The sequence below is a fragment of the Paenibacillus sp. OK076 genome (assembly GCF_900110055.1).
Classification (GTDB): Bacteria; Bacillota; Bacilli; order Paenibacillales; family Paenibacillaceae; genus Paenibacillus.
The window spans coordinates 25,018-49,545 of record NZ_FOCH01000002.1; the positions used below are offsets into that span (position 1 = coordinate 25,018).

The 24,528-nt window shown below is 43.9% G+C and carries 24 protein-coding genes and 1 tRNA gene; 23 read left to right on the forward strand and 2 right to left on the reverse strand.

Annotated features, from left to right (window positions below):
* The first annotated feature begins 548 nt into the window (after positions 1-548).
* The 5 genes from noc (at position 549) to BMY78_RS19030 (ending at position 5,214) form a co-directional block, all read left to right on the forward strand.
* A complete protein-coding gene (noc, locus tag BMY78_RS19010; RefSeq protein ID WP_090902661.1) occupies positions 549-1,367 on the forward strand; it encodes a nucleoid occlusion protein in 819 nt (272 codons plus the stop codon).
* A 185-nt stretch (positions 1,368-1,552) separates the two neighbouring features.
* Positions 1,553-2,314 carry a ParA family protein gene (locus BMY78_RS19015; RefSeq protein WP_024629525.1) on the forward strand — a complete coding sequence of 254 codons (762 nt, stop codon included), beginning with the start codon at positions 1,553-1,555 and terminating at the stop codon, positions 2,312-2,314.
* Positions 2,307-3,152, forward strand: coding sequence for a ParB/RepB/Spo0J family partition protein (locus BMY78_RS19020; protein ID WP_024629526.1), 846 nt, complete (start codon positions 2,307-2,309; stop codon positions 3,150-3,152). Before BMY78_RS19015 ends, BMY78_RS19020 begins: the two co-directional genes overlap by 8 nt.
* Positions 3,153-3,316: 164 nt before the next feature.
* Positions 3,317-4,477, forward strand: coding sequence for an aminotransferase class V-fold PLP-dependent enzyme (locus BMY78_RS19025; protein ID WP_090902663.1), 1,161 nt, complete (start codon positions 3,317-3,319; stop codon positions 4,475-4,477).
* Between the two features lie 236 nt (positions 4,478-4,713).
* Positions 4,714-5,214: a DUF4446 family protein gene (locus BMY78_RS19030; protein ID WP_090902664.1), complete on the forward strand. Its 501-nt coding sequence runs from the start codon at positions 4,714-4,716 to the stop codon at positions 5,212-5,214.
* Here the strand turns inward: BMY78_RS19030 and yyaC are convergent.
* Complete coding sequence (gene yyaC, locus BMY78_RS19035) at positions 5,189-5,794, reverse strand: spore protease YyaC (protein ID WP_024629529.1); 606 nt, start codon at positions 5,792-5,794, stop codon at positions 5,189-5,191. The genes BMY78_RS19030 and yyaC overlap by 26 nt on opposite strands.
* A gap of 117 nt (positions 5,795-5,911) precedes the next feature.
* On the opposite strand from yyaC, the gene BMY78_RS19040 reads away from it, so the two are divergent.
* The 4 genes from BMY78_RS19040 to BMY78_RS19055 all read left to right on the forward strand — a co-directional run bounded on the left by BMY78_RS19040 (position 5,912) and on the right by BMY78_RS19055 (position 7,534).
* Positions 5,912-6,175, forward strand: a complete 264-nt coding sequence (locus BMY78_RS19040) for a putative Se/S carrier protein (protein WP_177185810.1) — start codon at positions 5,912-5,914, stop codon at positions 6,173-6,175.
* A 14-nt stretch (positions 6,176-6,189) separates the two neighbouring features.
* On the forward strand, positions 6,190-7,131 hold the full coding sequence (locus BMY78_RS19045; RefSeq protein WP_090902666.1) for a mechanosensitive ion channel family protein: 942 nt from the start codon (positions 6,190-6,192) through the stop codon (positions 7,129-7,131).
* On the forward strand, positions 7,121-7,330 hold the full coding sequence (locus BMY78_RS19050; protein ID WP_090902668.1) for a DUF951 domain-containing protein: 210 nt from the start codon (positions 7,121-7,123) through the stop codon (positions 7,328-7,330). Before BMY78_RS19045 ends, BMY78_RS19050 begins: the two co-directional genes overlap by 11 nt.
* 113 nt (positions 7,331-7,443) lie before the next feature.
* A tRNA-Ser gene (locus tag BMY78_RS19055) sits at positions 7,444-7,534 on the forward strand.
* Positions 7,535-7,954: 420 nt separating this feature from the next.
* Here BMY78_RS19055 and BMY78_RS19060 read toward each other — a convergent pair.
* Positions 7,955-8,149, reverse strand: a complete 195-nt coding sequence (locus BMY78_RS19060; protein ID WP_024629533.1) for a YjzC family protein — start codon at positions 8,147-8,149, stop codon at positions 7,955-7,957.
* 201 nt (positions 8,150-8,350) lie between these two features.
* Between BMY78_RS19060 and rpsF the strand changes: the two genes are divergently transcribed.
* From rpsF to BMY78_RS19130, 14 genes are all read left to right on the forward strand, one after another.
* On the forward strand, positions 8,351-8,644 hold the full coding sequence (rpsF, locus tag BMY78_RS19065) for a 30S ribosomal protein S6 (RefSeq protein WP_024629534.1): 294 nt from the start codon (positions 8,351-8,353) through the stop codon (positions 8,642-8,644).
* A 51-nt stretch (positions 8,645-8,695) separates the two neighbouring features.
* Complete coding sequence (ssb, locus tag BMY78_RS19070; protein ID WP_024629535.1) at positions 8,696-9,181, forward strand: single-stranded DNA-binding protein; 486 nt, start codon at positions 8,696-8,698, stop codon at positions 9,179-9,181.
* A gap of 55 nt (positions 9,182-9,236) precedes the next feature.
* A complete protein-coding gene (rpsR, locus tag BMY78_RS19075) occupies positions 9,237-9,509 on the forward strand; it encodes a 30S ribosomal protein S18 (RefSeq protein WP_062327715.1) in 273 nt (90 codons plus the stop codon).
* Between the two features lie 219 nt (positions 9,510-9,728).
* Entirely contained in the window at positions 9,729-10,322 is a 594-nt protein-coding gene (locus tag BMY78_RS19080; RefSeq protein WP_090902670.1) for a M15 family metallopeptidase, read from the forward strand.
* A gap of 711 nt (positions 10,323-11,033) precedes the next feature.
* Positions 11,034-12,776: an ABC transporter substrate-binding protein gene (locus tag BMY78_RS19085; RefSeq protein ID WP_090902672.1), complete on the forward strand. Its 1,743-nt coding sequence runs from the start codon at positions 11,034-11,036 to the stop codon at positions 12,774-12,776.
* A 76-nt stretch (positions 12,777-12,852) separates the two neighbouring features.
* The gene (locus BMY78_RS19090; protein ID WP_090902674.1) at positions 12,853-13,815 is read left to right on the forward strand and encodes an ABC transporter permease; all 963 of its coding nucleotides are present in this window, start codon (positions 12,853-12,855) and stop codon (positions 13,813-13,815) included.
* Between the two features lie 12 nt (positions 13,816-13,827).
* Complete coding sequence (opp4C, locus tag BMY78_RS19095) at positions 13,828-14,751, forward strand: oligopeptide ABC transporter permease (protein ID WP_090902676.1); 924 nt, start codon at positions 13,828-13,830, stop codon at positions 14,749-14,751.
* A gap of 10 nt (positions 14,752-14,761) precedes the next feature.
* Positions 14,762-15,733 carry an ABC transporter ATP-binding protein gene (locus tag BMY78_RS19100; protein ID WP_090902678.1) on the forward strand — a complete coding sequence of 324 codons (972 nt, stop codon included), beginning with the start codon at positions 14,762-14,764 and terminating at the stop codon, positions 15,731-15,733.
* A gap of 1 nt (position 15,734) precedes the next feature.
* A complete protein-coding gene (locus BMY78_RS19105; RefSeq protein WP_090902680.1) occupies positions 15,735-16,700 on the forward strand; it encodes an ABC transporter ATP-binding protein in 966 nt (321 codons plus the stop codon).
* Positions 16,701-17,169: 469 nt separating this feature from the next.
* On the forward strand, positions 17,170-17,697 hold the full coding sequence (locus BMY78_RS19110; protein WP_090902682.1) for an ArsR/SmtB family transcription factor: 528 nt from the start codon (positions 17,170-17,172) through the stop codon (positions 17,695-17,697).
* A gap of 2 nt (positions 17,698-17,699) precedes the next feature.
* Positions 17,700-18,953: an MFS transporter gene (locus BMY78_RS19115; RefSeq protein ID WP_090902684.1), complete on the forward strand. Its 1,254-nt coding sequence runs from the start codon at positions 17,700-17,702 to the stop codon at positions 18,951-18,953.
* Positions 18,954-19,227: 274 nt separating this feature from the next.
* Positions 19,228-20,118, forward strand: coding sequence for a D-alanyl-D-alanine carboxypeptidase family protein (locus tag BMY78_RS19120; RefSeq protein ID WP_090902685.1), 891 nt, complete (start codon positions 19,228-19,230; stop codon positions 20,116-20,118).
* 121 nt (positions 20,119-20,239) lie between these two features.
* Positions 20,240-22,660: a S9 family peptidase gene (locus BMY78_RS19125; RefSeq protein WP_256222284.1), complete on the forward strand. Its 2,421-nt coding sequence runs from the start codon at positions 20,240-20,242 to the stop codon at positions 22,658-22,660.
* A gap of 235 nt (positions 22,661-22,895) precedes the next feature.
* Positions 22,896-24,488: an MFS transporter gene (locus BMY78_RS19130; protein WP_090902689.1), complete on the forward strand. Its 1,593-nt coding sequence runs from the start codon at positions 22,896-22,898 to the stop codon at positions 24,486-24,488.
* The last annotated feature ends 40 nt before the right edge of the window (positions 24,489-24,528 follow it).

Genomic DNA, 24,528 nt, shown 5'->3' on the forward strand with positions numbered 1-24,528 from the left:
CAGAATTTTTTTGATGAATAACCAATGTTTCTTGTTACAGCTATACTTGAAAGAATGGTGCAATGCCTTTAAAGAGAGGAAGAGCAATAAGGATAGAAGTAGAATAGGAAGACACGAAGGAAGGGGTTTTTCTGCTACTGAGTTTGTTATGTGAAAAACCATTTTACATGGTATCAAACAAGTACATAACGTAGCTACTATGAGCAGGTCCTGTTCTACAGAGATTCTCTATTATCTTATTGTGTACAAGCAGTCATATGGCTAATGTTCATGAAGAAAAAGCAGGAAAATTAGGAGAGTTTAAAGAATAGGTAAACATAGGATTATGGAACAAAAGATGATAGAATAGAAGTATCCGGTCCTGGATTACAGCGATCATAGATTATATGTATAGATAGATTTTTTGAGCATGATTGTATAGGCTACAGAAAGCGTCATGGAAGGCAAAACTTATTCGAAGAACGACAGCATTTGGACGGGTCGCATATTGAATAAGAAGCACCTGCACCTTGCGGGAGCTATTACGAAACTAGGTGGTAATATACGGAATGAAAGAACAATTTTCGAAGTTGTTTGGTTTGGCGGAGCGCAATAACGGAGATGAGATTAAACAAATTCCGGTCAATGAAATTGTGAGCAGCCCATATCAGCCCCGTACTATTTTTGATGATGATAAAATTGATGAGTTGTTGCAGACGATCAAGACACATGGCGTAATACAGCCGATTGTCGTCCGCGTACGAAATGGATCATATGAGATTATCGCCGGGGAACGTCGCTGGCGTGCAGTTCGAAAACTTGGTTTGGATCATATCCCGGCCATTGTACGTGAATTCAACGACTCTCAGGCAGCGTCCATCGCATTGATCGAAAACCTGCAGCGTGAGGGACTCACTTCCATTGAAGAGGCTGTTGCTTATCAGAAATTGATTGACCTGCACCAACTTACACAGGAAAGTCTTGCGCAGCGATTAGGCAAAAGCCAGTCGACGATCGCCAACAAAATCCGGTTGTTACAGCTTCCGGAGGGCATTAAGACAGCTTTGATGGAACGTAAGATTTCGGAGCGTCATGCCAGAGCTTTGCTTTCGTTGGATACGGAAGAGTTGCAAATGAAATTGCTCGGCGAGATTATTGATAAAGAGTTGAATGTAAAACAAACGGAAGCGCGGGTTGCCTTTTACAAGGAAGCCTCGAAGATCAAAAAATCCAGACGTATCTCCTTCACGAAGGACGTTAGACTTGCACTTAATACGATTCGTCAATCTATTGATATGGTATCGGGCTCCGGTCTAGACATCAAAACCAAGGAAGCGGACCATGAGGACCATTACGAGATCGTTATCCATATCCCGAAACGCAAATGATTGAAGCTTAAGGCGGCAATGGGCCGCTTTTTCTGTCTATAAAGTTGAGAGTGGCATGAACAGCGTAGAATAGCACCATGAAGAAACGGTAGTTGATGTTTGTGTGGATGATAGCCACCTGCTTTTTGTTAACTGTAGCTCACAACCTACAAGAAAAGACTCCTATTTTATTTGAGGTGAAGTAATTGTCTAAGATTATGGCCGTAGCAAATCAAAAGGGCGGTGTGGGGAAAACGACGACATCTGTTAACTTGGGTGCAGGACTGGCTTCGCTCGGGAAAAGGGTGCTGCTAGTCGATATTGACCCCCAGGGGAATACAACCAGCGGAGTCGGAATCAACAAAGCAGATGTGGCCAATTGTATATATGATGTCATCATTAATGAAGTTCCCCCTCAGGAAGCGATTGTGGAAACTCAGATTGAAGGCCTTCATATCATACCTGCAACGATTCAGCTTGCCGGAGCCGAGATTGAACTGGTATCCACGATATCACGGGAAGTTCGCCTGAAAAAATCACTCGCCATGGTGAAAAAAAACTATGATTACATACTGATCGATTGTCCACCTTCCCTAGGCATGTTAACGATCAACTCGTTGACAGCTTCCGATTCGGTGATCATTCCGATACAGTGTGAGTATTATGCGCTCGAAGGGTTGAGCCAATTGCTCAACACGGTTCGTTTGGTGCAGAAGCATCTGAATACATCCCTGCAGATTGAAGGGGTATTGCTAACGATGTTTGACGCTCGTACGAATCTGGGCATTCAAGTCATTGAAGAAGTGAAGAAGTATTTTCAACAAAAGGTGTATCAGACCATTATTCCGCGCAATGTGCGGCTTAGTGAGGCACCTTCTCATGGTCAGTCTATCATTACGTATGATCCTCGATCCCGAGGGGCTGAAGTTTATTTAGAGCTCGCAAAGGAAGTGATTTCTTATGAGTAAGCGGCTTGGAAAAGGCCTTGATGCCCTCATTCCTTCGCTTTCAATTAATGACGATGATAAAGTCGTAGAAATCCCGATAAGTCAACTGCGGGCTAACCCTTACCAACCTCGTAAAGTATTTGATGAGGATGCAATACATGAACTCGCTGAATCCATCCGTCAACATGGTGTTATACAACCTATTATTGTACGTCCTGTTTTGAGAGGTTATGAGATCATTGCTGGTGAACGGCGTTTCAGAGCTTCCCAATATTGCGGTAATGCCACTGTGCCTGCCGTCGTTCGTAATTTCAGTGATCAGCAGGTTATGGAGATTGCTTTAATCGAGAACCTGCAGCGGGAGAATCTGAATGCGATGGAGGTTGCAGTTGCTTATCAGGGACTGATGGACCAATTCGGATTAACCCAAGAAGAACTCTCCGTAAAGGTAGGTAAGTCACGTTCTCACATCGCTAACTTCCTCCGTTTGTTATCATTGCCGGAAGAAGTGAAGGATCATGTTTCACGTGGAACATTGTCAATGGGACATGCACGTGCTATCGTCGGTGTTAAAGATGAGAGCCTTGTGAAGCAGCTGGCAAAACAAACCATTGATCAGCAATGGAGTGTACGTGAACTGGAAGAGGCTGTTCAACAATTGGATCGTTCCAAAACGGGTGAAGCGAAAGCCAAATCCAAGTTAAAGAAAAAAGATCCATTTATTGACACATTGGAAGAATCTTTACGTGAACGGTTCAAAACAACGGTGAAAATTAAGCATAACAAAGATAAAGGCAAAATTGAGCTCAACTACTACAGCAAACAAGATCTGGAGCGACTGTTGGAACTGTTACAATAATAGTCATGATTCCAAGATCGATGAACAACATGCGGGGCTTTTTCATGTGATGACATATCGCCTCTGTACCATGGAGAAACGATATGTCATTGTTTGTTTATAGGGATGTTTATAGGGAATTCACTCAGACAGAACGATCAATTAGGGACAGAGGTGGTCATGAGGTGGAGGGAGTTATCTATCTGGATCATGCAGCGACATCTTGGCCTAAGCCACCTGCTGTCGGGGAAGCCATGATGAAGGCTCTGGATGTGGCAGGGGCGAACCCGGGCAGAGGCAGTCATCGAATGGCTGTACAGGCGAGCCGAGTTTTATTTGGTGCCAGAAAAGCGATATCCACTCTTTTGGGTGTTCGTAATGCCAATGATATTGCTTTGGGTTCTAATACCACAGAAGCTTTGAATCTAGCTATTCAAGGGTGGTTAAGAGAAGGCGACCACGTCATTGCTACGATGGCTGAACATAATTCAGTAAGACGGCCTCTGGAGTACATGCGCAGATCTCGTAATGTAGAGGTTGATTATGTACCTGTTAATGCTGCCGGGCAGATCGATCTGGTCCAATTCGCACGGTTGTTTCGTTCCAATACAAGATTGGTTGTCTGCACGCATAGTTCGAACCTGCTGGGGAGTATTCTGCCCATTGGTGAAATTGCGCTGATGTGTCAAAAACATCAGGTGACGTTGCTTGTTGACGCTGCTCAAAGTGCTGGAATTATTCCTGTGGATGTGAAGCAGCTTGGGATCGATATGCTTGCCTTTCCAGGGCATAAAGGACTGTTGGGACCGCAGGGAACGGGTGGGCTGTACATCGCTCCTGAGCTGGATGTGCAACCACTGCTTCACGGAGGGACAGGAAGCCAATCCGAGGCGATTGAGCAGCCTCTTGTTCGTCCTGATCGTTATGAGGCGGGTACGCCGAATACCGTGGGTATAGCAGGTTTGGCAGCGGGAGTGCAGCATGTGCTTGAACTGACGCCTGAATTCATATATAAACAGGAGTGGGATTTGACTCAGCATATGATGGATGGGTTATCATCAGTACATGGGATTCGAATGCTTGGTCCTGAAATTGGACAGGCGCGTACCGGATTGTTATCCTTTACTGTTGAAGGATATGATTCGGCTCAACTCGCATTTCAATTAGATCGAAATTATGGCATTGCTGTGCGTTCAGGTTTTCATTGCACACCTCTTGCACATGAGTCGGCTGGAACCACGGCAAGTGGGGCTGTCAGAGCGAGTGTGGGGTATAGTACATCAAGAGAAGATGTCGATGCGTTGATCGAAGCGGTTATCGAGTTAACAGCATCGAAATCGGTATAAATCAGCTCGAATAAAACATGAATTTCAATGGCTTGAAGAAGCAAAAAGCAAAAGAGGCAAGAGGCCAAAACGAGTGATTAACCGTATGGGTTACCTGGTGAATAATAAGGGTATGCTTGAGGGTTACATTAGAGTGTTTGGATGATTTTAATTGGCTGAAATGGATCGATGATTGGAGTACGTTTGAAGCTACAAACGTTAACCTGAACAAACCAACAGAGGGGTAGTTGCACTACATGGCTGAATTAAATGAGCTGATTCTGGAACAGCTGATATGGATTATTGGCGGCATGGCATTACTTTTGGTGATTTTGCTTATCATAAGTATTGCTCAGGCCGCAAAGCTACGGAAGTTTAAACGGAAATATGAGGCCATGATGGCTGGCAGTGGAGTGGAAGATCTGGAGTCGCTGTTAATCAATCTGAAAATTCAGATGGACAGCATTGAGGATGAGCATACACTGCAAACGGATCAGTTACAGGCTGTCATGCAGAAGCTGACCCGTATTCAGGGGAAAGTGGGCGTGAAACGGTACAACGCTTATGGGGAGCTTGGCAGTGACCTAAGTTTCTCCATGGCGATGGTTAACGATAGCCAGGACGGTATGGTACTCACCGGTATCTATAATCGAGATGGTTCCTATGTATATGCCAAACCTCTTAAAGGGGGAGAGTCCACGTATACTCTTTCCCCTGAGGAAAAGGAAGCCATTACTCTGGCACAGCAAGCAGAGTAGAACGGGTATGCCATTCGCGAATGGCGGAGTAGAGACTGCTGGATATAATCTCGGACATGCGCATGACGAGACTGAGACGTGTGTTCTGCAAAACAAAGTATTCCATAAAGCCGCCGACGTTAACGATACCTGTAAGATGGATATCGCCGACCGGCGGTAATTCTTTATTTACACCCGCTCCTGGTTTGAGCGGTCCATTCACGACCTGGATACATCCAACACTCGAAGACTGTCCGAGACAGGCATCAATGCCGATCACATAAGGGTTGTGATGTGTGGTGTGTATTTTGTGTAGGGTGTCCTGCAGGTTCATTGCATGTACGGGTTCATCCAATGTGCCATAGAGATGGAATAGAGGGCTGTCCCACTTGGCAAGCGACGAGCCGACGAGTGGACCAAGACAGTCCCCCGTAGAGCGATCTGTACCGATACAGACGACAACTACATTTTGCAAAGAATGGGCTTTATAGAGATGAAACATTAAACGATGAATAATGGCTGAGTGAATGCCTGGATCTGTATGTGGGATTTTCAGGCTAGCCATGTCTTGAGATGAGAAGGAATGTGAAATGGGATTCATAGGATCTATCCTTTCCCTTGGAGATAGTAGTAACAGTATATGGAAGGATAGAACGTTTTATACTTCGTGGGGACAAGCTTTTTCAAAGGGATGAATGTAATGTGAAAGGGGCCGGACATGGACGAGTGGATTGATGATTGGATGCTGATTGCTTTTGATTCCACCCAGCAGGCGCTGCGGGCAGAAATGCTGCTGGAGTTTGCCGAGATTGAGATCGACTTATTTCCTACCCCAAAAGAGATCACAGCGGGCTGTGCTCTATGTATTCAGTTTCCAAAAGAAGATCTGGAGAGAGTGAAGCAGATCATTCGTAACGAATTTGTGGAGATCCGTGGCCTCTATTTAAAAACCGCTGACAGCTATGATAACATACCCATGTAGAGGAGGTTTGATCTATGTTGCCATTTAAGTTTGCTCAGAATGATACTAGCCCGGATGTGAAAGAAACAATAAATAGTGCAGTTCGCTGGACAGATAAATTATGGGATAAAGTCGCCGATGCAGATATGTGGTTTAATATTCTGTTCAGCTCGATCCGTATCGTTATTATTTTCATTATTACACGTATTGTGATCAAGATTGTATCACGCATTATAGATCGCACGATGGCACGTAAGCAGGAAGGCAAGATTCGCGTCAATCCGCGGAGATTTATAACGGTTGGAGAGTTGATGAAAAATGCGACCTCCATAACATGCAATTTTATTATGATTCTGTTACTGTTATCTGAGATCAATGTCAAAGTTGGACCATTGTTAGCGAGTGCGGGAGTACTTGGACTGGCTATCGGTTTTGGTGCTCAGGGCTTGGTAAAGGATGTTATTACCGGTTTCTTCATTATATTGGAGGATCAATTCGCGGTAGGCGATGTTATTCAAACAGGTACCTATAAAGGAACGGTTGAGGTCATTGGCCTGAGAACGACCAAACTGGTTAGCTGGCAAGGTGAGGTGCACATCATTCCAAATGGTACGATTGCAAGTGTAACCAATTTCTCAATGTCGAATTCCCTTGCAGTTGTGGATATTCCGATGAAGGGTGAGCAGACCCTGGACGAGTCAGTGCATTTGGTGAAAAGAGCATTGACTGGAATTGAGGATCGTGATCTGAACATCGTTAAAGTACCTGACGTGCTTGGTATCCAGTCGATGTCTACCTCGGAATATGTGGTTCGCATTGTTGCTGAGTGCTTGCCGAACTCCAGAGCATCTGTAGAGCGTCAAATTCAGAGTGATGTGAAGAAAACACTGGAGTATCATGAGATGAGCAATCGGGCAGCATTAGAGCAAGCAGCAGCTCAGGAGAAGGATGAGGGGGATGGCATAGGTGGAGCGTAAAATTTTCCAGCTTGGGGACATTGTGCAGATGAAGAAGCAGCATCCATGTGGTAGCAATGAAATGGAGATTATCCGGATGGGTATGGATATTCGCATCAAGTGTGTAGGGTGTAAACACAGCGTATTAATTCCCAGAGCGAAATTCGAGAAAAACATGAAAAAAGTGCTTCGTTCGGCAGAGGATTCGACTGAATCCTAATGGAATAATGCGGCTAATGTTTCCTCTTTTCGCACTCCATAATAACGTTTACATGTAAGCATAGCTGAGGTATTGCGTTCTGTAAATGATCATGCTATAATCATTATTGCTGCGGAAAGGTACCCAAGAGGCCCAAGGGGGCTGACTCGAAATCAGTTAGGCGTGTCACAGCGTGCGTGGGTTCGAATCCCACCCTTTCCGCCACTAATAGATCTTGCCTGAAATTGTAATTGAACAACTTACTCAACGTGTGTTGAGCTCTATACATGCAAAAAGGCCTTCCAGATGGAAGGTCTTTTATTTTTAATTTTGTTGTCTAATAATCATTTGTAATTAAAAAAACAAAGAGCCCCTAAGGGCTCTTCATCCGGCGATGCATTCGGTTTGTTAGGAAACAATCGGTCGTAACGATCAGAAACTTGGTGTACTGCAGGTAGCAATACTCGTGCTTCAGACAAAGCCTTACACACAACCATCTTGCTTCTTAAATTACGTGATGAATCTCCAACAGTGAATGTTCGGCTTCGTTGTCCAACGGAACCACACCTCTCTCGTGCATCGCCTGATTGTATTATGTGCATTAGTACGTTTTATATACAGCAGTCTGAAAAAAAACTTTACGCTTTAGTGGACGCGGGCTTTGGTAAGCTTTTTCCACTTGCGATTCTGATTGCTTGTTTCAGGGAAAGCTTCACCCTTTTGGAGAGTTACCCGTTTCGGATTGTTAATCTCCGTATGAAAGCTCTTCTCACCAACCTCGGTGTATTCGCCATCGTTTGGAGCTTTGTCTCCTGGTTCAAACTCGGTTTTTTCACCCATGATAAAACCTCCTTGGCATAATGGATTTCAATGTTGCTTCTGTAGTGTGCTCCATTGGAGTTATGATCATGTGTAATAAGAAGAGGGAACGTTTGCTTGCATTGAGACGCCATTTTTGTTATATTAATATAGTTCGAGTTTGTGCTCGTTCCTTGCTCTCAACCTAGATTGAGGGCCAGAGTCCATAAGGAGGTGAAAATTATGCGCAAATATGAAGTGATGTACATTATTCGTCCTGACGTTGAGCAAGAAGTTGTTCAAGCTACAGTCGATAAATTCCAAGGCATCATCTCCAACGGCGGTGGTGAAGTTACAGCTCACGACGTTATGGGTAAACGCCGTCTTGCGTATGAGATCAAGAAATTCCGTGATGGTGTTTATGTATTGGTACACTTCACTGCTGAACCAGCAGTAGTTACTGAACTTGAGCGTCTCATGAAGATTTCTGACGAAGTAATTCGTTATCTCATTACAAACGACGTTAAGTCTGCTTAAGACGATAACTCGTGATCAACGCACCAATACGCTCTGAAGGAGGGGATTACATTGTTGAACCGTGTCATTCTGATCGGCCGGTTAACCCGGGATCCTGAGTTGCGTTATACTCCAGCTGGAGTAGCTGTAACGCAATTTACTTTGGCAGTGGACAGACCGTTTACAAGCCAAGGGGGAGAACGGGAAGCGGATTTCATTCCGGTCGTAACCTGGAGACAGCTTGCTGAGACTTGTGCAAACTATTTGCGCAAAGGACGCCTAGCTGCAGTCGAAGGACGCATTCAAGTACGGAATTACGAGAATAACGAAGGAAAACGTGTATACGTGACCGAAGTCATTGCCGATAACGTCCGTTTCTTGGAGTCAGCTAACCGTGATAATAACGGTGGCGGCGGTGGGCAACCAATGCGTGAAGAGCCTTCTTACGGAGGCGGCGGGCGCGCGAACAATAACAACAATTCGCGTAGCAACAATCAGGATCCTTTTTCCGATGACGGAAAACCGATTGATATATCGGATGATGATTTGCCATTTTAACGTGAGCCGACACTCTTAGAGTGATTGGCTAAACGATAGGAAAGGACTGAAAAGCATGAGCTTCAAGCAAAGAGAAGGCGGAGACAACGATAAAAGACCGGCTCGCCGTGGCGGCCGTAACAAACGTCGTAAAGTGTGCTTCTTCACAGCTAACAAAATTACTCACATCGATTATAAAGATACGGACTTGCTTCGTAAATTTATCAGCGAGCGCGGAAAAATTTTGCCACGCCGTGTAACAGGTACTAGCGCTAAATATCAACGCATGCTGACGATTGCCATCAAACGCTCCCGTCAAATCGCATTGCTGCCATACACAACTGAGTAGTCTTACTCAGCATGGATACAAAGCAGTCGGCTTATAGCCGGCTGCTTTTTTGCATCCTAGAATACATTCAGGTAGTTCTCTCCTAGTAATTGGATAACGTAAGGAGCTGCGGCGATAGAGAAGCAATTCGGGCGTAAATGATTTATAATAGAGTCTATTATTGCTGATATCAGATAGCGTGAGTATGAACGAATACAGATTCCACCATCAGGAGAGAGCATGAATACATCCAAACGTAAAGTAAAACAGAGACGCAAGAGTAGTCTGCGATTTTGGATCGCAGCTACGTTGTTGCTTTCCATTATATATGTATGGTTACAGCAAAAAGGAGATACCTATGATCTATGGCCACAAACCAACGAACAAGAAACAGTGCCGATCACAGGGTTGCACCCGTTAGTTGCGGAAAGTGAGAAGTTGTTGGTTCGAAAGGCGGCTAGACGAGGAATTGAAGTCGTGATTACACATGATTTTCGCAGCATGGAGGAACAAGATGCCCTCTATAATCAAGGACGTTCCATTGCCGGAAATATCGTTACCAACGCCAAAGGGGGAGAGTCCTATCACAACTATGGTTTGGCTATTGATTTTGCACTGCGGACTCCTGAAGGAGATGTAGTGTGGGATATGGAACGTGATGATAATGGCAATGGAAAGGCCGATTGGCTGGAAGTTGTGGAGCTTGCCAAAGAACTAGGGTTTACGTGGGGCGGAGATTGGGCTAACTTCCCGGATTATCCTCACTTGCAGATGGACTTTGATTTAAGTATCAACGATTTGAAGCGTGGGAAAAGACCACCGGACACACAGTAAATAGGATATTATATATACATCTATATGTATAAATATTAGAAAAGCCTTGCATTTTGCAGGGCTTTTTGCTTGCATTTGTAAAATAAATGATAAAAGATGACAATTTGTTCTTTACATGAGCGATTAAATGAAACTATACTATAATAACTAGAAATTTAACTCCAATCCTTTAGTAGTATCTAATTTAGACCTCTAAAAGTACAGAATTTGGATAGAAATCAATTTCACTTCCAAACGAAATAAGACCTCCACAATTCCCTCATACCTAACATAATAGTTTGTTATATCTACATTTCTAACATATAACTACACAACATGTGTAATGATAATGTCATGTATTTAGATAATCGGTATTTTTAAGATTCAAACTCTACCATCAAAAGCATCCAATTGGCTCTAAAATCCCTTGATTTATTCCCTTTAACGTATAACAATACCCAAAACTGTGCTATAAAAAACATTTATACCATAAATCTCAAATTAAGCATTGACGTCACCTAAATTTACACGTATGATTACATTAATTATTTTGCGTTATAATCCCGCTAGGAATTGTCAGTATTAATTGACCATCGGTCTAAATCCATCATTCCTAGATAGTTTACATCAAGATTTCACAGCATGAGCCAATATGCGTAATTATTCATGGATATTTATATCCAGATAATTTATTAGAAGTGAGAAATCAGAAAACTTTCGAGGGGGATTTTCATGAAGAAGAGATTTTCTTTAATGCTGGTCATCATGCTAATGTTGGTAACTGTACTGGCAGCATGTTCTAGTGGAGAGAGCGCTGAACCAACTCCAGGAGACACACCGAAAACAGAAACGCAGACTGAGAATCCGACTCCGGAAGATTCGACTCAAAACGATGGTCTATTTGAAGCAACTGACATGTCGCTGAATCCATCAACCGCTACAAACCGTAAAGACACATTAGTTGTAGGTACCACCTCACCTAAAGGGGTCTTTAACCCTTTATTTCAGGACTCAGCTTACGATGATATGATCAACCTGCTGGTGTTTGACAGTTTTGAGACCATTAATGGTGACGGGACATATTCGCCGTACCTTGCTGAAAGCATCGATGTCAGTGATGACGGTCTAAAGTACACCTTTAAGCTGAAGCCAGGCGTAACTTACACAGATGGTACACCTGCGACGGTTAAAGATTTCTACTTCGCATTGAAAGTTCTCCATGACAAGAGCTATGACGGCTCTTCTGATCCATTGTCCTATTCAATTAAAGGTGGACAAGAGTATTACGATGGAAAATCAAATGAAATTTCTGGTGTAAAAATCATTGATGATAATACAGTGGAAGTTGAAGTCACTGAAGTGACTGCCTTGACCAAAGATTTTTTGGGTGGCATAGCTTTCCTCCCAGAACATTACTATGGAAAGGACTATAAACAAGGTAACGTAGAGACGGTTAAAGCTCTGAATGATAAACCACTGGGTACGGGTCAATATATTTTGACTTCTTTCAAACCAGGTCAAGAAGTAACAATGGTGGCCAATGAGAATTATTTTGCTGGTGCCCCAAAAATCAAAAATGTCATCTTCAAGTCCACTACAGACGAGACTAAACTGGCTATGCTCGAAACTGGTGAAATCGATATGGATATGGTCACTGTAGATGAAGATAACGTAGAAGCTTTGCAAGCACTCGGGTTCCTGGACATCAATATCTTCCCTACTAATGGATATGGCTACATTGGTATGAACCATGAAAAAGAAAAATTTAAAGATCCTAAAGTAAGACAAGCCCTTGTATACGGTTTGAATCGTGCCGAGATTGTAGAAGCCGTTTATGGTAAATTCGCAGATGTTATCAACGTTCCTCAATCGAAGCAATCCTGGGCTTATACAGATGAAGGTATCGAGAAATATGAATTCGATATCGAAAAAGCAAAATCTCTGCTGGATGAAGCTGGATGGACTGTAGGAAGCGACGGTATTCGTGAGAAAAACGGAGAGAAATTTAAAATTGACTTTTCCGGTACATCCGAGAACCCTGTTGTAGATGCTATCCTGCCAATTATGACAGCAAACTATAAAGAACTTGGAATTGATATTGTAGCAGAAACACTAGATTTTAACGCAATCTTGGATAAAACAGACAAAGGCGATTTCGATATGTACTTTATGGCATGGGGGTTGACGCCTGATCCCGACTCGACAGTTTATTTGTCAAATGGAGCACAAAATCGTATTAAATACTCCAATACAACTTATGATGATCTAATGAAACAAGGTAAAAGAGAACTTGACCTTGAGAAACGTAAAGAAATTTATGCAAAAGCCTATCAAGAGTTGAATAAGGATATTGCAGACATTCTGATGTATCAAAGAAGAGATGGCTGGGCAATCAACGGTCGTGTGAACGGCTTGGATATTACTCCTTATAAAAAGTTTGTAGTAGATCTGTACAAAGCAGAACTGGAACAATAAGAATATCAACATGAAATCGATAAGCTCAGCTCTCGCCAGAGCTGAGCTTATCCACTTCTGACCCAGGAGGAATATTATGAAGCAGTACATTATCCGGCGGCTGCTGCAAATGATTCCGACAATGCTCGGAATTACAATCATTGTCTTCGCGATCACAACATTGGTTCCAGGTGATTATATTACGGCTCAGCAAAACCCGAGTATGACAGCAGAAAAGGCAGCGCAGTTAAGAGAAATTTACGGACTAGATAAGGGCCCTGTAGAGAGGTACTTTATTTGGGTGGGTAACATGCTTACCGGTAACATGGGCGATTCGTTACAACACAAACGTCCGGTCACGGACGTTATCGGGGATTATGTGTGGAATTCATTTATCATCGCTTTTCTGAGCTTGATTCTCTCATGGATCATAGCAATCTTTACCGGTGTATTTTCAGCTAAATTTCAATACTCGTTTTTCGATAAAATAGTCACCATGGCTGTATTTTTATGTATGTCTCTTCCATCCTTTTTTATAGGATTGGTTCTAATCAAGTTCCTTGCAATTGATCTCAGGTTGATGCCTGTCGGAGGAATGACTACAGCTGGTCAAACAGGATCTACATGGGACATGATTATGGACATCGGTTATCATGCTATTATGCCGGTACTGGTCTTAACAATGTTAAGTACAGGAAGCCTTACTCGCTATTTCAGAACGAGTATGCTTGAGGTCATCCGTCAGGATTATATTCGTACAGCCCGTGCAAAAGGATTGAAGGAAAGAACAGTTATTTTTAAACATGCACTTCGCAATGCCATGCTTCCTGCCATCACTCTTATGGGATTTGAATTGCCAGCTCTGTTCGGTGGAGCTATTATCCTTGAGAAAATCTTTGTATGGCCAGGCGTAGGACAGGTCTATCTGGAGTCCATAACGATGCGTGATTATCCGTTTATGCTTGGATTCACTATCTTTATGGCTGCGTTGACCCTTCTAGGTACGCTTTTGTCGGATGTTCTCTATGGGGTAGCAGATCCCAGAATTAGATTGAAGTAGGAGGAGATATCATTGTCACTTGAGGCTGCACCACTAAAATCGAAAGCACAGGTTCCTGTCCAGCAGCCCGATTCTCCTTGGCGGATTGCAGTACGACGCTTTTCCCGGAATCGGCTCGCATTAGCAGGACTTTTAATACTTGTATTGATGGTTCTCATTTGTTTCTTTGGACCGTGGATCTCTCCGTATAACATAAACGATTATAAGGTAATAGATAAAAACCAATCACCGAGCAGCGCGCACTGGTTGGGAACAGACAAGTTGGGTCGCGATGTGTTACTGCGCGTAATGTTGGCTGGCCGGATCTCGATTATGGTCGGAGTGGTCGCTACCGTTATTTCAGTTGTTTTAGGCGCCACACTCGGTGCCTTGGCGGGATTTTACAGAAAATTTATTGATTCATTTATCATGCGTATTGCTGAGATCTTTATGTCGATTCCTACGCTGCCTCTTCTAATCATTTTAGGGGCGTTGTTGTCTGATTTGAAGGTACCTCCACAGGACCGGATTTATTTTCTGATGCTGATTCTGGGTGTTCTGTCGTGGCCGGGTCTATCAAGACTGGTTCGTGGACAGATTCTAACGCTTCGGGAGCAAGAGTTTATGCAAGCTACTGAGGCACTAGGATTACGCGATCGGCGTAAAATATTTAGACATTTACTTCCCAATACTGTTCCAATTATTATTGTATCCGCTACGCTGGGTGTGGCTTCTGCAATTTTGGCTGAATCTGCGCTAAGTTATTTGGGACTTGGGGTAGTTCCACCAACTCCATCCTGGGGGAATATGATTTCTGAGGCGAACGGTATTATCGAATTCCGTAAAAGACCATGGCTCTGGATTCCTCCGGGAATATGCATATTAATAACGGTTGTAGCGATTAACTTGATTGGTGACGGACTGCGTGATGCGCTTGATCCAAAAATGAAGAAGTAGGAGATGCGATATGGCAAAAAACTTAGTTGAATTCCGTAATCTCAAAACGCATTTTCATACCTCTGCTGGAGTCGTGAAAGCCGTCGATGACGTGAGTTTCAATATCCGTGAAGGAGAGACTCTCTGTGTTGTGGGTGAATCAGGTTGCGGAAAAAGTGTTACAGCGATGTCTCTGATGCGCCTCGTGGATACCCCTCCTGCGGGCGGGGAAATATTGTTTGAAGGCAAGGATCTTCTGAAGCTTAGCAAAGGTGATATGAGTCAAATTCGTGGTAATGATATATCTGTAATTTTCCAGGAACCGATGTCCTCTCTGAATCCGGTACTGACGATTGGAGAGCAAATTACCGAACCCATATTGCTCCATACACTGTTGAGCCGTAAGGAAGCAAAGGCGCGCGCGATCGAGTTAATTACATTGGTGGGAATTCCTCGCCCTGAGAAAATATATGATTCTTATCCGCATGAACTCAGTGGTGGCATGAGGCAACGAATTATGATTGCAATTGCGCTGAGTTGCAATCCTAAACTCTTAATTGCTGATGAGCCGACAACTGCATTGGATGTTACGATTCAGGCTCAGATTCTGGACTTGATGCGTGACATCAAAGATAAAATAAATACGTCCATTATGCTAATTACTCATGATCTAGGAGTCGTTGCAGAAATGGCCGATTATGTGGTTGTCATGTATGCAGGTAAAGTGATTGAAGAGGCTTCGGTTTACGAGCTGTTCAAGTCACCCAAGCATCCATACACACAGGGCTTGTTAAAAGCCAAGCCAGTGATCAATCAGAAGCAGGATAGACTGTATTCCATCCCGGGTCAGGTTCCTAATCCTATTGAATTGGGACAGAATTGCCACTTCCACGACAGATGTGAGTTTTGTATGAATGTATGCCGTGAGAAGGAACCACCTCTACATACTGACGCTACTGGCCATAAAGTTGCTTGCTGGTTGTATGAAGAGGGGGCGAAATAATATGGCTGAGGCATTGATCGAGATACAAAATCTCAAAAAATATTTTCCAATCACTGGCGGAGTATTTAAACGGGTAGTTGGAAACGTAAGAGCCGTAGATGACGTCTCTTTTCAGATTAATAAAGGTGAATCTTTCGGACTTGTAGGCGAGTCCGGTTGCGGTAAAAGTACGATTGGTCGTACAATCCTCCGTTTGTTGGATAAGACGGATGGCAAGGTTGTGTTTAAGGGTGAGGACATACATGCATTGGATAAAACGAAGCTGCGTTCCCTTCGACCAAAAATGCAGATTGTGTTCCAGGACCCATTTAGTTCGCTTAATCCAAGAATCAAGGTAGGCGAAGCCATTGGTGAGGCTCTTATTGACCATGGCCTATGTAGCCGGAGTGAAGTGAAGGACAGAGTCATTGAGACACTAAAAATTTGCGGGCTTGCGGCCTATCATTATGATCGTTATCCACATGAATTTTCCGGCGGACAACGACAGCGTATCGGTATTGCTCGGGCATTGATTATGAATCCTGATTTTATCGTAGCGGACGAGCCTGTATCCGCCCTGGATGTATCTATTCAGGCTCAAATTATAAATCTATTGAGTGATCTGCAACAGGAGAAACAGCTTACCTATCTTTTCATTTCCCATGACCTTAGTGTGGTGGAGCATTTGTGTGACCGTATCGGGGTTATGTATCTTGGTTCCATGGTAGAGATGGCAAGCAAGGAAGAAATGTTTCGCAATCCGCTTCATCCATATACCAAGGCGCTGCTGTCTGCAGTTCCTATACCGGATCCAACGTTGCGTCGTGAGCGAATTGTCCTGAAAGGGGACATTCCGAGTCCAGCCAATCCACCGTCCGGCTGCAAATTTCATACGCGATGTCCGCTGGCGACTGATATTTGCAAACAACAAGTACCAGAATATCGTGATGTTGGATCTCAACATTTTGTAGCTTGTCACCTGGTCTAACGAGTAAAGAGTTAAATATGGGCATGTCCAGCTTAAGGAATTGGGGTTCTGAACGAGTTGGAAAGCCATCTTAAAAAAGCACAAGTGATTGGCAATATTGCCGTCAGTTGTGCTTTTTTTGTTTTTAACACAATAAAAGGGGAACTTTATATAAAAGTTATTTAGATAAAATCATAATTTTAGTTTCACATGACTTAAATGTATTGTATACATCCCCACGTACGGAGATAGAAAACATCATAATTTACAGAACGTTATTTTTAGGAAGGGTCGACATATGAAAAAAATTCTATCATATAACAACGGGGTCGAGCAGGTATTGAACAAAAGAAAAGATAAAAATTTAAGCAATTTTTAGGAAAAATAAGGGTATACAGAATCGGATCAGCATGATAATCTAATTATGCAGATCGTCAATCTATAAAATCAGATCGTTAATGTGATTACTTTTGAAGAGGAGGTAACATGAATGAGCGGCGATGAATCTTTTAACATTTCTATTGAGCAAGCGAAGCTGTTGGGGCATTCGCTTCGAGTACGAATTATTAAACAGTTGCTACATACTCCAAGGACGGCAAAACAAGTAGCGGATATGCTCGGAGAATCAGGGGGGAATGTCCATTACCATATGATGAAATTGTATGATGGTGGACTGATTAAGATGGTGGAGGAAAAGAAAGTTGGCGGAGTTACTGAAAAGTATTACCTGTCCCGCTCTAAATGGTTCAATACGATAGGATCTGGAGCTGTCGATCCCGTGTTGGCTGATGAGTTTGACTCGAGTAATGTAACCAAATTGATCCTTCGTTTGGATCTTACCAACGATCAAAAGGATGAATTACATGAAGAATTTAAACAGCTGCTTGAGAGGTGGGTGGATAAAACGTCAATGCATATGACGGATAAGGATTTAACAATAAGTCAGGAGTATAGCGTAGGAATCCAGATTAAGTCAACAAAGGAGAAAAAAGAAACAGGTGACAATACGGAGGTGTAACAATGAGTATGCTGCGTAACCGTAATTTTTTACTCATGTTTCTTGGGAGAGTGGTCACGAATATCGGAGATTCCCTTTATGCCGTAGCAGCGATGTGGTTGGTCTCTGAATTGGGAGGATCTACTTTTTATACAGGATTAGCTGGGTTTCTTACGATAATTCCTAGGTTTATTCAATTTTTTTCAGGTCCTATAATCGATCGGGTTAATATCCGTTCTCTTCTAATCTATACACAGTTAATACAGGCGGTATTGCTTTTATTAATTCCCATTGCTCACTACATGGGTTTCCTAACTGTGGGTCTTGTTCTTATCGTCTCTCCCATTATCTCCACGTTCAACATGTTTGTCTATCCGGCCCAGATGTCCTCCCTACCACAATTTGTTGAGGATCGAAATCTCTCCAAGGCTAATTCCATGTTCACCTTTGCCAATCAAGGCATTGAAACAGGCTGCAACGCTCTCGCAGGAATACTGTTGGTATCTATTGGGGCAATTTCCATCTATCTTCTTGATTCGGTTATGTTCATGATGAGTACGCTCCTCTTTGCTATGATTAAAGTCTCCAGGGTCAAGCACCTTGAGTCAAGGGGAGAGGAACCTAACAATCTAATACAGATTGTCAAGAAATATGGTTCTGAACTCACAGAAGGTATTCAAATCTTATTTAACAAAACAGTTTCACGCCTTCTTTTTGGAATAATCCTGATTAATTTGGTGGGCGGTGCAACATTTGTCGTTTTGCCGCAATTCAGTAAGGGATATGGAGGTGCAGAGATATATGGCTTATTGCTAATGGCCCAAGCGTTGGGAAGTTTATTAGGAGCTTTGTCGGCACCTTATCTTAGGTTAGAATCAATAGGAATGGGGAAAATTTATGCCGTAGCTTTCATGCTTAGTGGCTTGCTGTGGACGCTCTCTGTTTTTTGTCCCTATCCGTGGTTGATGATATTCGTATACGGATTAGCTTGGTTTCCTGGTGGTGTAACCAACATTTTGATTAATACTTATCTGCAAAAGGGTATACCTACGAATCTGCTAGGAAGAGTTTTTTCAGCTGCTTATAGCCTGAGTGGAATTGCTATGCCTATTGGTTCCTTAATAGGAGGAATTGTGGGTCAGATGGTGGATGGAAGGGAGGTTATTGGATGGAGTGGTTTTGTAGTTATAATGGTCGGAATCTATTGGATGTTGGACTATAAAACACGTTCGCTTCCGAATGCTCAGAATGTAACTGACAGAGCATTTATATCTTAATTACTGATACACAGGCAAACTAATGTTAGGGTAACTCACTTGTTGTCTAAATTGAGCTTTTGATTGGAAAATAGGAGATAGAATACTGCGATATTTAAAGTTATACCCTTAGAATAATTCCTTAAAAACATGGATTCCGTACACTCTGGCATGGGGGTAGGGGGTCCATGTTTTTTTTGGTAACAAAAAAATAAAAAAAATTTAACTTTTTTTCAAAAAAGTGCAGACAAAATGCCTCTTCACTTCGTCTATATCTGTAAGAGGTGATTTTCCGATGAAAAGATGGTGGATACGGGCAGGAATGCTTCTGGCTCTACTCGTTATTATATATTTGGGTGTAAAACCGGACATGCTGGTGGGCAAACCGGGGATTAAAGCTGAATCGGCTGTACTAATGGATATGAACTCCGAGCAGATTCTAATCAACTTTAACGGTTCTGAACAGATTGCACCTGCAGGAATCAGTAAACTGATGACAGAACTACTTGTAATGGAAGCTGTGATTAACGGAGAGTTGCGTTGGGACGACCCTGTAAATATCAGCCTATATGCAAGTTCAGTAGGTGGCAGCCACCTGGGTTTGAAACAAGGGGAGCAGTTCACTGTGCAGGAGCTATTCCAGATTGTAGCCGTCTATTCCGCGAATGACGCTGCTATTGCTCTGGCTGAACATATCAGTGGGACAGAGCAGACTTTTGCAAAAAAGATGAATCAGAAGGCTACAGAGATCGGACTGTCCGACAAGACAGTGTTTACCAATGCAACAGGTATAAGCGAAAAACTACTTGGTCCAAATCGTCCGAAGGAAATACAAGGCCAGACTGTAATGACCGCTGTAGATGCATGCAAGCTTGCACGTTATCTGCTGAGTAACTATCCCGAAATATTGAGAGTTTCCAGCCAAATGCAAGTTTCGATGCACCAAAAGGGAATGTACATGAGCAACACCAACTGGATGCTGTCCTCTATTGGCGGACCCTATGCTTACGATGGGAACGATGGATTGAAGACCGGATATGATGTGGATTCCGGCTATCACTTCGTTGGAACGGCGGAGCGAAATGGCAAGCGACTGATCTCCGTTGTACTGGGATCGGACAGTCGTGAGGGACGTTTTATCGAGACACGAAAGCTATTCAATTATGGATTTACCGGTTCAAAGTAAGGGGTAATGGAACTTAGGGGCTCTACCGCTGTTAACCAATGGTGTATCATGGTAAAATGATTTACGTATAATTCCAAATTATGATGTATTTCACTTTAAAGGGGGGAATAACTTGAACGCAGTGAGTAAAAAAGTATATGCTCTCACGCTTACCATGGCGATGTCAATCGCTCTGATTCAACCAGCGGTCCAGGCAGCAGAAGCGGTGAAGCCTACGTCGACAGTCGCTGAATCCATTGCTTCGAAGGCAACACAGACACTACAGCAACTGGGATACATAGATGGCATAACAGATGGAATGAAAGACTCACAAACGCCAATTACCCGTGCTCAGGCGGCAATCATCCTGCAGCGTGTACTTAAACTGGATGCTCCAGCGTCTCTTACTGGTTTCGCAGATGTGTTGGCTAAGGATGAAGCTGCTTCTGCCATTTACGCACTGAAGCAAAGTGGTCTTATTCAAGGACAAGCCAAAGGTTATTCACCAGATGCACCTCTCACAAAAGCACAGATGGCATCGTTGTTTACTCGGGCGTTTGAACTGAAGGATAATGGCATTCAGGTTGTATACAGTGATATGGCGCAGATTCCGAAGGTTCATACGGAGGATGCCATTCGTTTGAAGCAGCATTTTATTATCGAAGGCAGCGCCTTTAACGCCAAAAATTCGGTGACCCACGGTGAGTTTGCTGACGCACTGTATCTTGCTCTTGGACTTGATGTGCAGTCAGAAGGTCTCACACCTCTGGAAGACTTCTTCAAACAGCCGGCTCAAGCAGGATTCCAGATGTCTCCGGATGGTAAACATCTGGCTTACATGGAGCCTTGGAACAACCGAATGAATATCGTGGTGAAAGAGAATGGTCAGGACAAGGCAGTACGTATCACGAGTGAGACAGAGCGCAGTATAGCGGGATTTGTATGGGCGACAAAGGATAAGCTGTTGTACGTAAAGGATGAAGCAGGGGACGAGAACTATCATATTTATGTAACGGATATCGATGGGAAGAACAGCAAAGATCTGACACCATTTCCGAATACAAGAGCGATCCTGGTAGACTCGCTGGAGAACATTCCGGATGAAATTCTAGTGGGCATGAACAAACGTGATCCGCGGATCTTTGATGTGTACCGGATAAACATCAAGACAGGTGAGGCTGTGCTTGCTGCAGAGAATCCGGGCAATATTACGGGCTGGTTAACAGACCATGACGGTAAAATCCGTGTGGCCATATCGAGTGATGGTAATGTCTCTTCGTTGATGTATCGTGAATCGGAAGATAAACCATTTGAAAATTTGATGACCACCAAGCTTGGAGAAACATTTGCGCCGGTGATGTTCACGTATGATAACAAAAACATCTATGCTGTATCCAATCTGGAGCGGGATAAAACAGCGATTGTCGAATACAGCCCAAGCAGCAAAAAAGTAACAAAAACCATCTATGAAAACAAAGATGTGGACGTATCCAGTTTCGTTCCTTCTAAAGAAAAAGGCACAATCCTTGCAGCTGTCTATGAGACGGACAAGGTTAACTATGAATACTTCGATAATGATTTCAAAAAATTGATGCAGGATATCCAGGCGAAAGTTCCGGCTAAAGAAATAAGCATTTCAAACATAAGTGAAGAAGGTCAGGTTCTGTTCGTTGCCTATAGCGATAAAACCATGGGTACGTATTACTTCTACGATTCCAAGACGGGTAAGCTGGATAAATTAGCTGACGCGGCACCTTGGATTGATGAGAGTAAAATGTCGGATGTAAAACCCATTACGTACAAGTCACGTGACGGTTTAACCCTTCATGGTTATCTGACCCTCCCACAAGGAGCTGAGGCTTCCCAATTGCCATTGGTAGTTGTTCCGCATGGTGGACCTTGGGCCCGGGATTCGTGGGGCTTCAATCCGGAAATTCAATTTCTCGCAAGCCGCGGCTATGCCGTACTACAGGTGAATTTCCGTGGTTCTACTGGATACGGTAAGGAATTCCTGGATGCCGGGAACAAAGAGTGGGGTAAAGCGATGCAGGACGATCTCACAGACGGCGTAAATTGGCTGGTTAAAGAGGGAACAGTTGATGCGAAGCGTGTAGCCATCTACGGTGGATCTTATGGTGGATATGCTGCCCTGGCAGGACTGGCATTCACACCAGAAGTTTATGCTGCTGGAATTAGCTATGTTGGACCATCCAATCTGTTCACGCTGCTGGATTCACTGCCACCTTACTGGGAATCGGAGCGCAACATGTTCTATGAACGTATGGGTGATCCGGAGAAAGACAAGGAGCTGCTGACAGCTGTCTCACCACTGTTCCATATCGATCAGATGAAAGCCCCATTGTTCGTGGTTCAGGGTGCTAATGATCCGCGTGTCAAACAGGCTGAGTCTGATCAGATCGTGGAGGCTCTGCGCAAGCGTGGAGTAGATGTGCCTTATATGCTAAAAGCCAATGAGGGACATGGCTTCGGCAATGTTGAAAATCAATTGGATTTGTATCGTGCTATTGAGAAATTTCTGAACCGTCACCTGATGCAGCAATAGTAGGTTAGTTCAACAAAGAAGACCGTCCCATGGGTTTCATCCAACCTGAGGGACGGTTTTATTTGGTAGAGCAGGGAATGAGTGAATAGGAATACAAGTATATTAATAAATTGACATATGAAATCATTTTGTTTAAAATGACCAGTGAGTCATTAATGTACGATTAGGTTTAATATATATGTATCATTACAGCCTTACGCTACTGGATTGCAATCTGACGGGGAGGAAACATGTGATGCAAAAACAAATGAAATGGCCGCTTATCCTATTTGCTATCGGGGTGTTTATGGCTGCGCTGGATAACGGAATTATTACGTCGTCCCTGACGACTTTAAATGCGTCGTTTGGCGTGTCGCCGACATGGGGAGCATGGACAATCACGCTCTATACGCTCGGACTTGCGGTGAGTGTGCCCATTGCGGGTAAGCTCTCCGACCGTTATGGACGCAAGAAGCTGTTTCTGATTGAAGTAGCTTTGTTCGGAATCGGGTCTTTACTCGTTGCGTTAAGCACATCGTTTACCTTCTTCCTGATTGCTCGTGTCATCCAGGCGTTGGGTGGTGGCGGGATTTTTATCATTGCGAGCTCTTACGTATTAAGCAAGTTCCCAGCGGAGCGTCAGGGTACAGCCTTGGGTCTTCTGGGAGGCATGAACGGGGTTGCCGCGATTCTTGGGCCGAATATCGGTGCTTTTATCCTCGACATTACGGGGAATTGGCATTGGTTGTTCTTGATCAATGTACCGATCGCCATTTTGTTGTTTATTGCAGGCATCCGTTATATTCATGAAGAACAGGAGCTGCACCGTAAGGCGGTGGACTGGAGTGGTATCGCGGTCCTGACGTTGGGTGTGCTCAGTCTGATGTACAGCTTCAGCAACCTGGATGGCGTAAATATGCTGCGAAGTCTTGGATCACCGACGTTCTATGGCTTCTTCCTGGCAGGTGTGGTCATTCTGGTCGTCTTCTACTTTCTTGAAAAAAGGCTGGAAGGATCACAACGTGAACCTGTTGTATCTACACAACTTCTGGGCATTGCGTCCTTTCGTTGGACGCTGCTGATTGCCTTTTTCTCAGGAGCCATTCTGGCATCTGTGATCTTCATTCCAGGCTTTGTTGAGCAATACCTCGGGGTATCCAACACAGCCTCCGGCTACTGGTTTACACCGCTTGCTCTGGCTTCAGGCATTGGTGCGGGTGGTGGCGGTTATCTGGTTGACCGCAAAGGGCCAATCTGGACGTTATCTGTAGCAGGTTTGCTGTCGGCAATCGGCTTCCTGCTCTTCCCGCTGTGGGTAGAGCATATCTGGCAATTCGTGATTGCGAGTGTACTCGTGGGGATTGGCTTCGGTATGATGCTGGGAGCTCCAGTGAACGTGCTCGTTACTGAGCAAGCGGGAGAGAACAACAAGGGCATCGCAGTAGCGACCAGTTCCTTGTTCCGTCAGATGGCTATGGCGATCGCGCCAACCATTTTTGCCGGTTTTCTGGCTCGCTCCTTCTCCAACCTGGGATCTAATATTCAGCAGGGTCTCGCAGATAAGGGCATTCAGGTGCCGCCCGAAGCGCTTCAACAATATGCGTCTGGCGGCGGTTCGGCTTCAGGGAGCGATATCTCCAGCTTAACGGAGGGACTATCCCAAATCCCTGATCCGGGCATTCGAGATGTGCTGCTACAGGCTCTACATCAGACAACCGGCGAGGGTTATAGTGGGCTGTTCTGGTCTGCGGTTATTTTCAGTGTACTCACGCTGGTCGCTGCGTTGATTACAGGACGTCAGCGTCATAAAGAGAAGAAGAATCAGGTAGAGATAGCCTCAACAAACTGAATGGATGGACATTCCACATCAAGAGAACAGTGCACCTTTT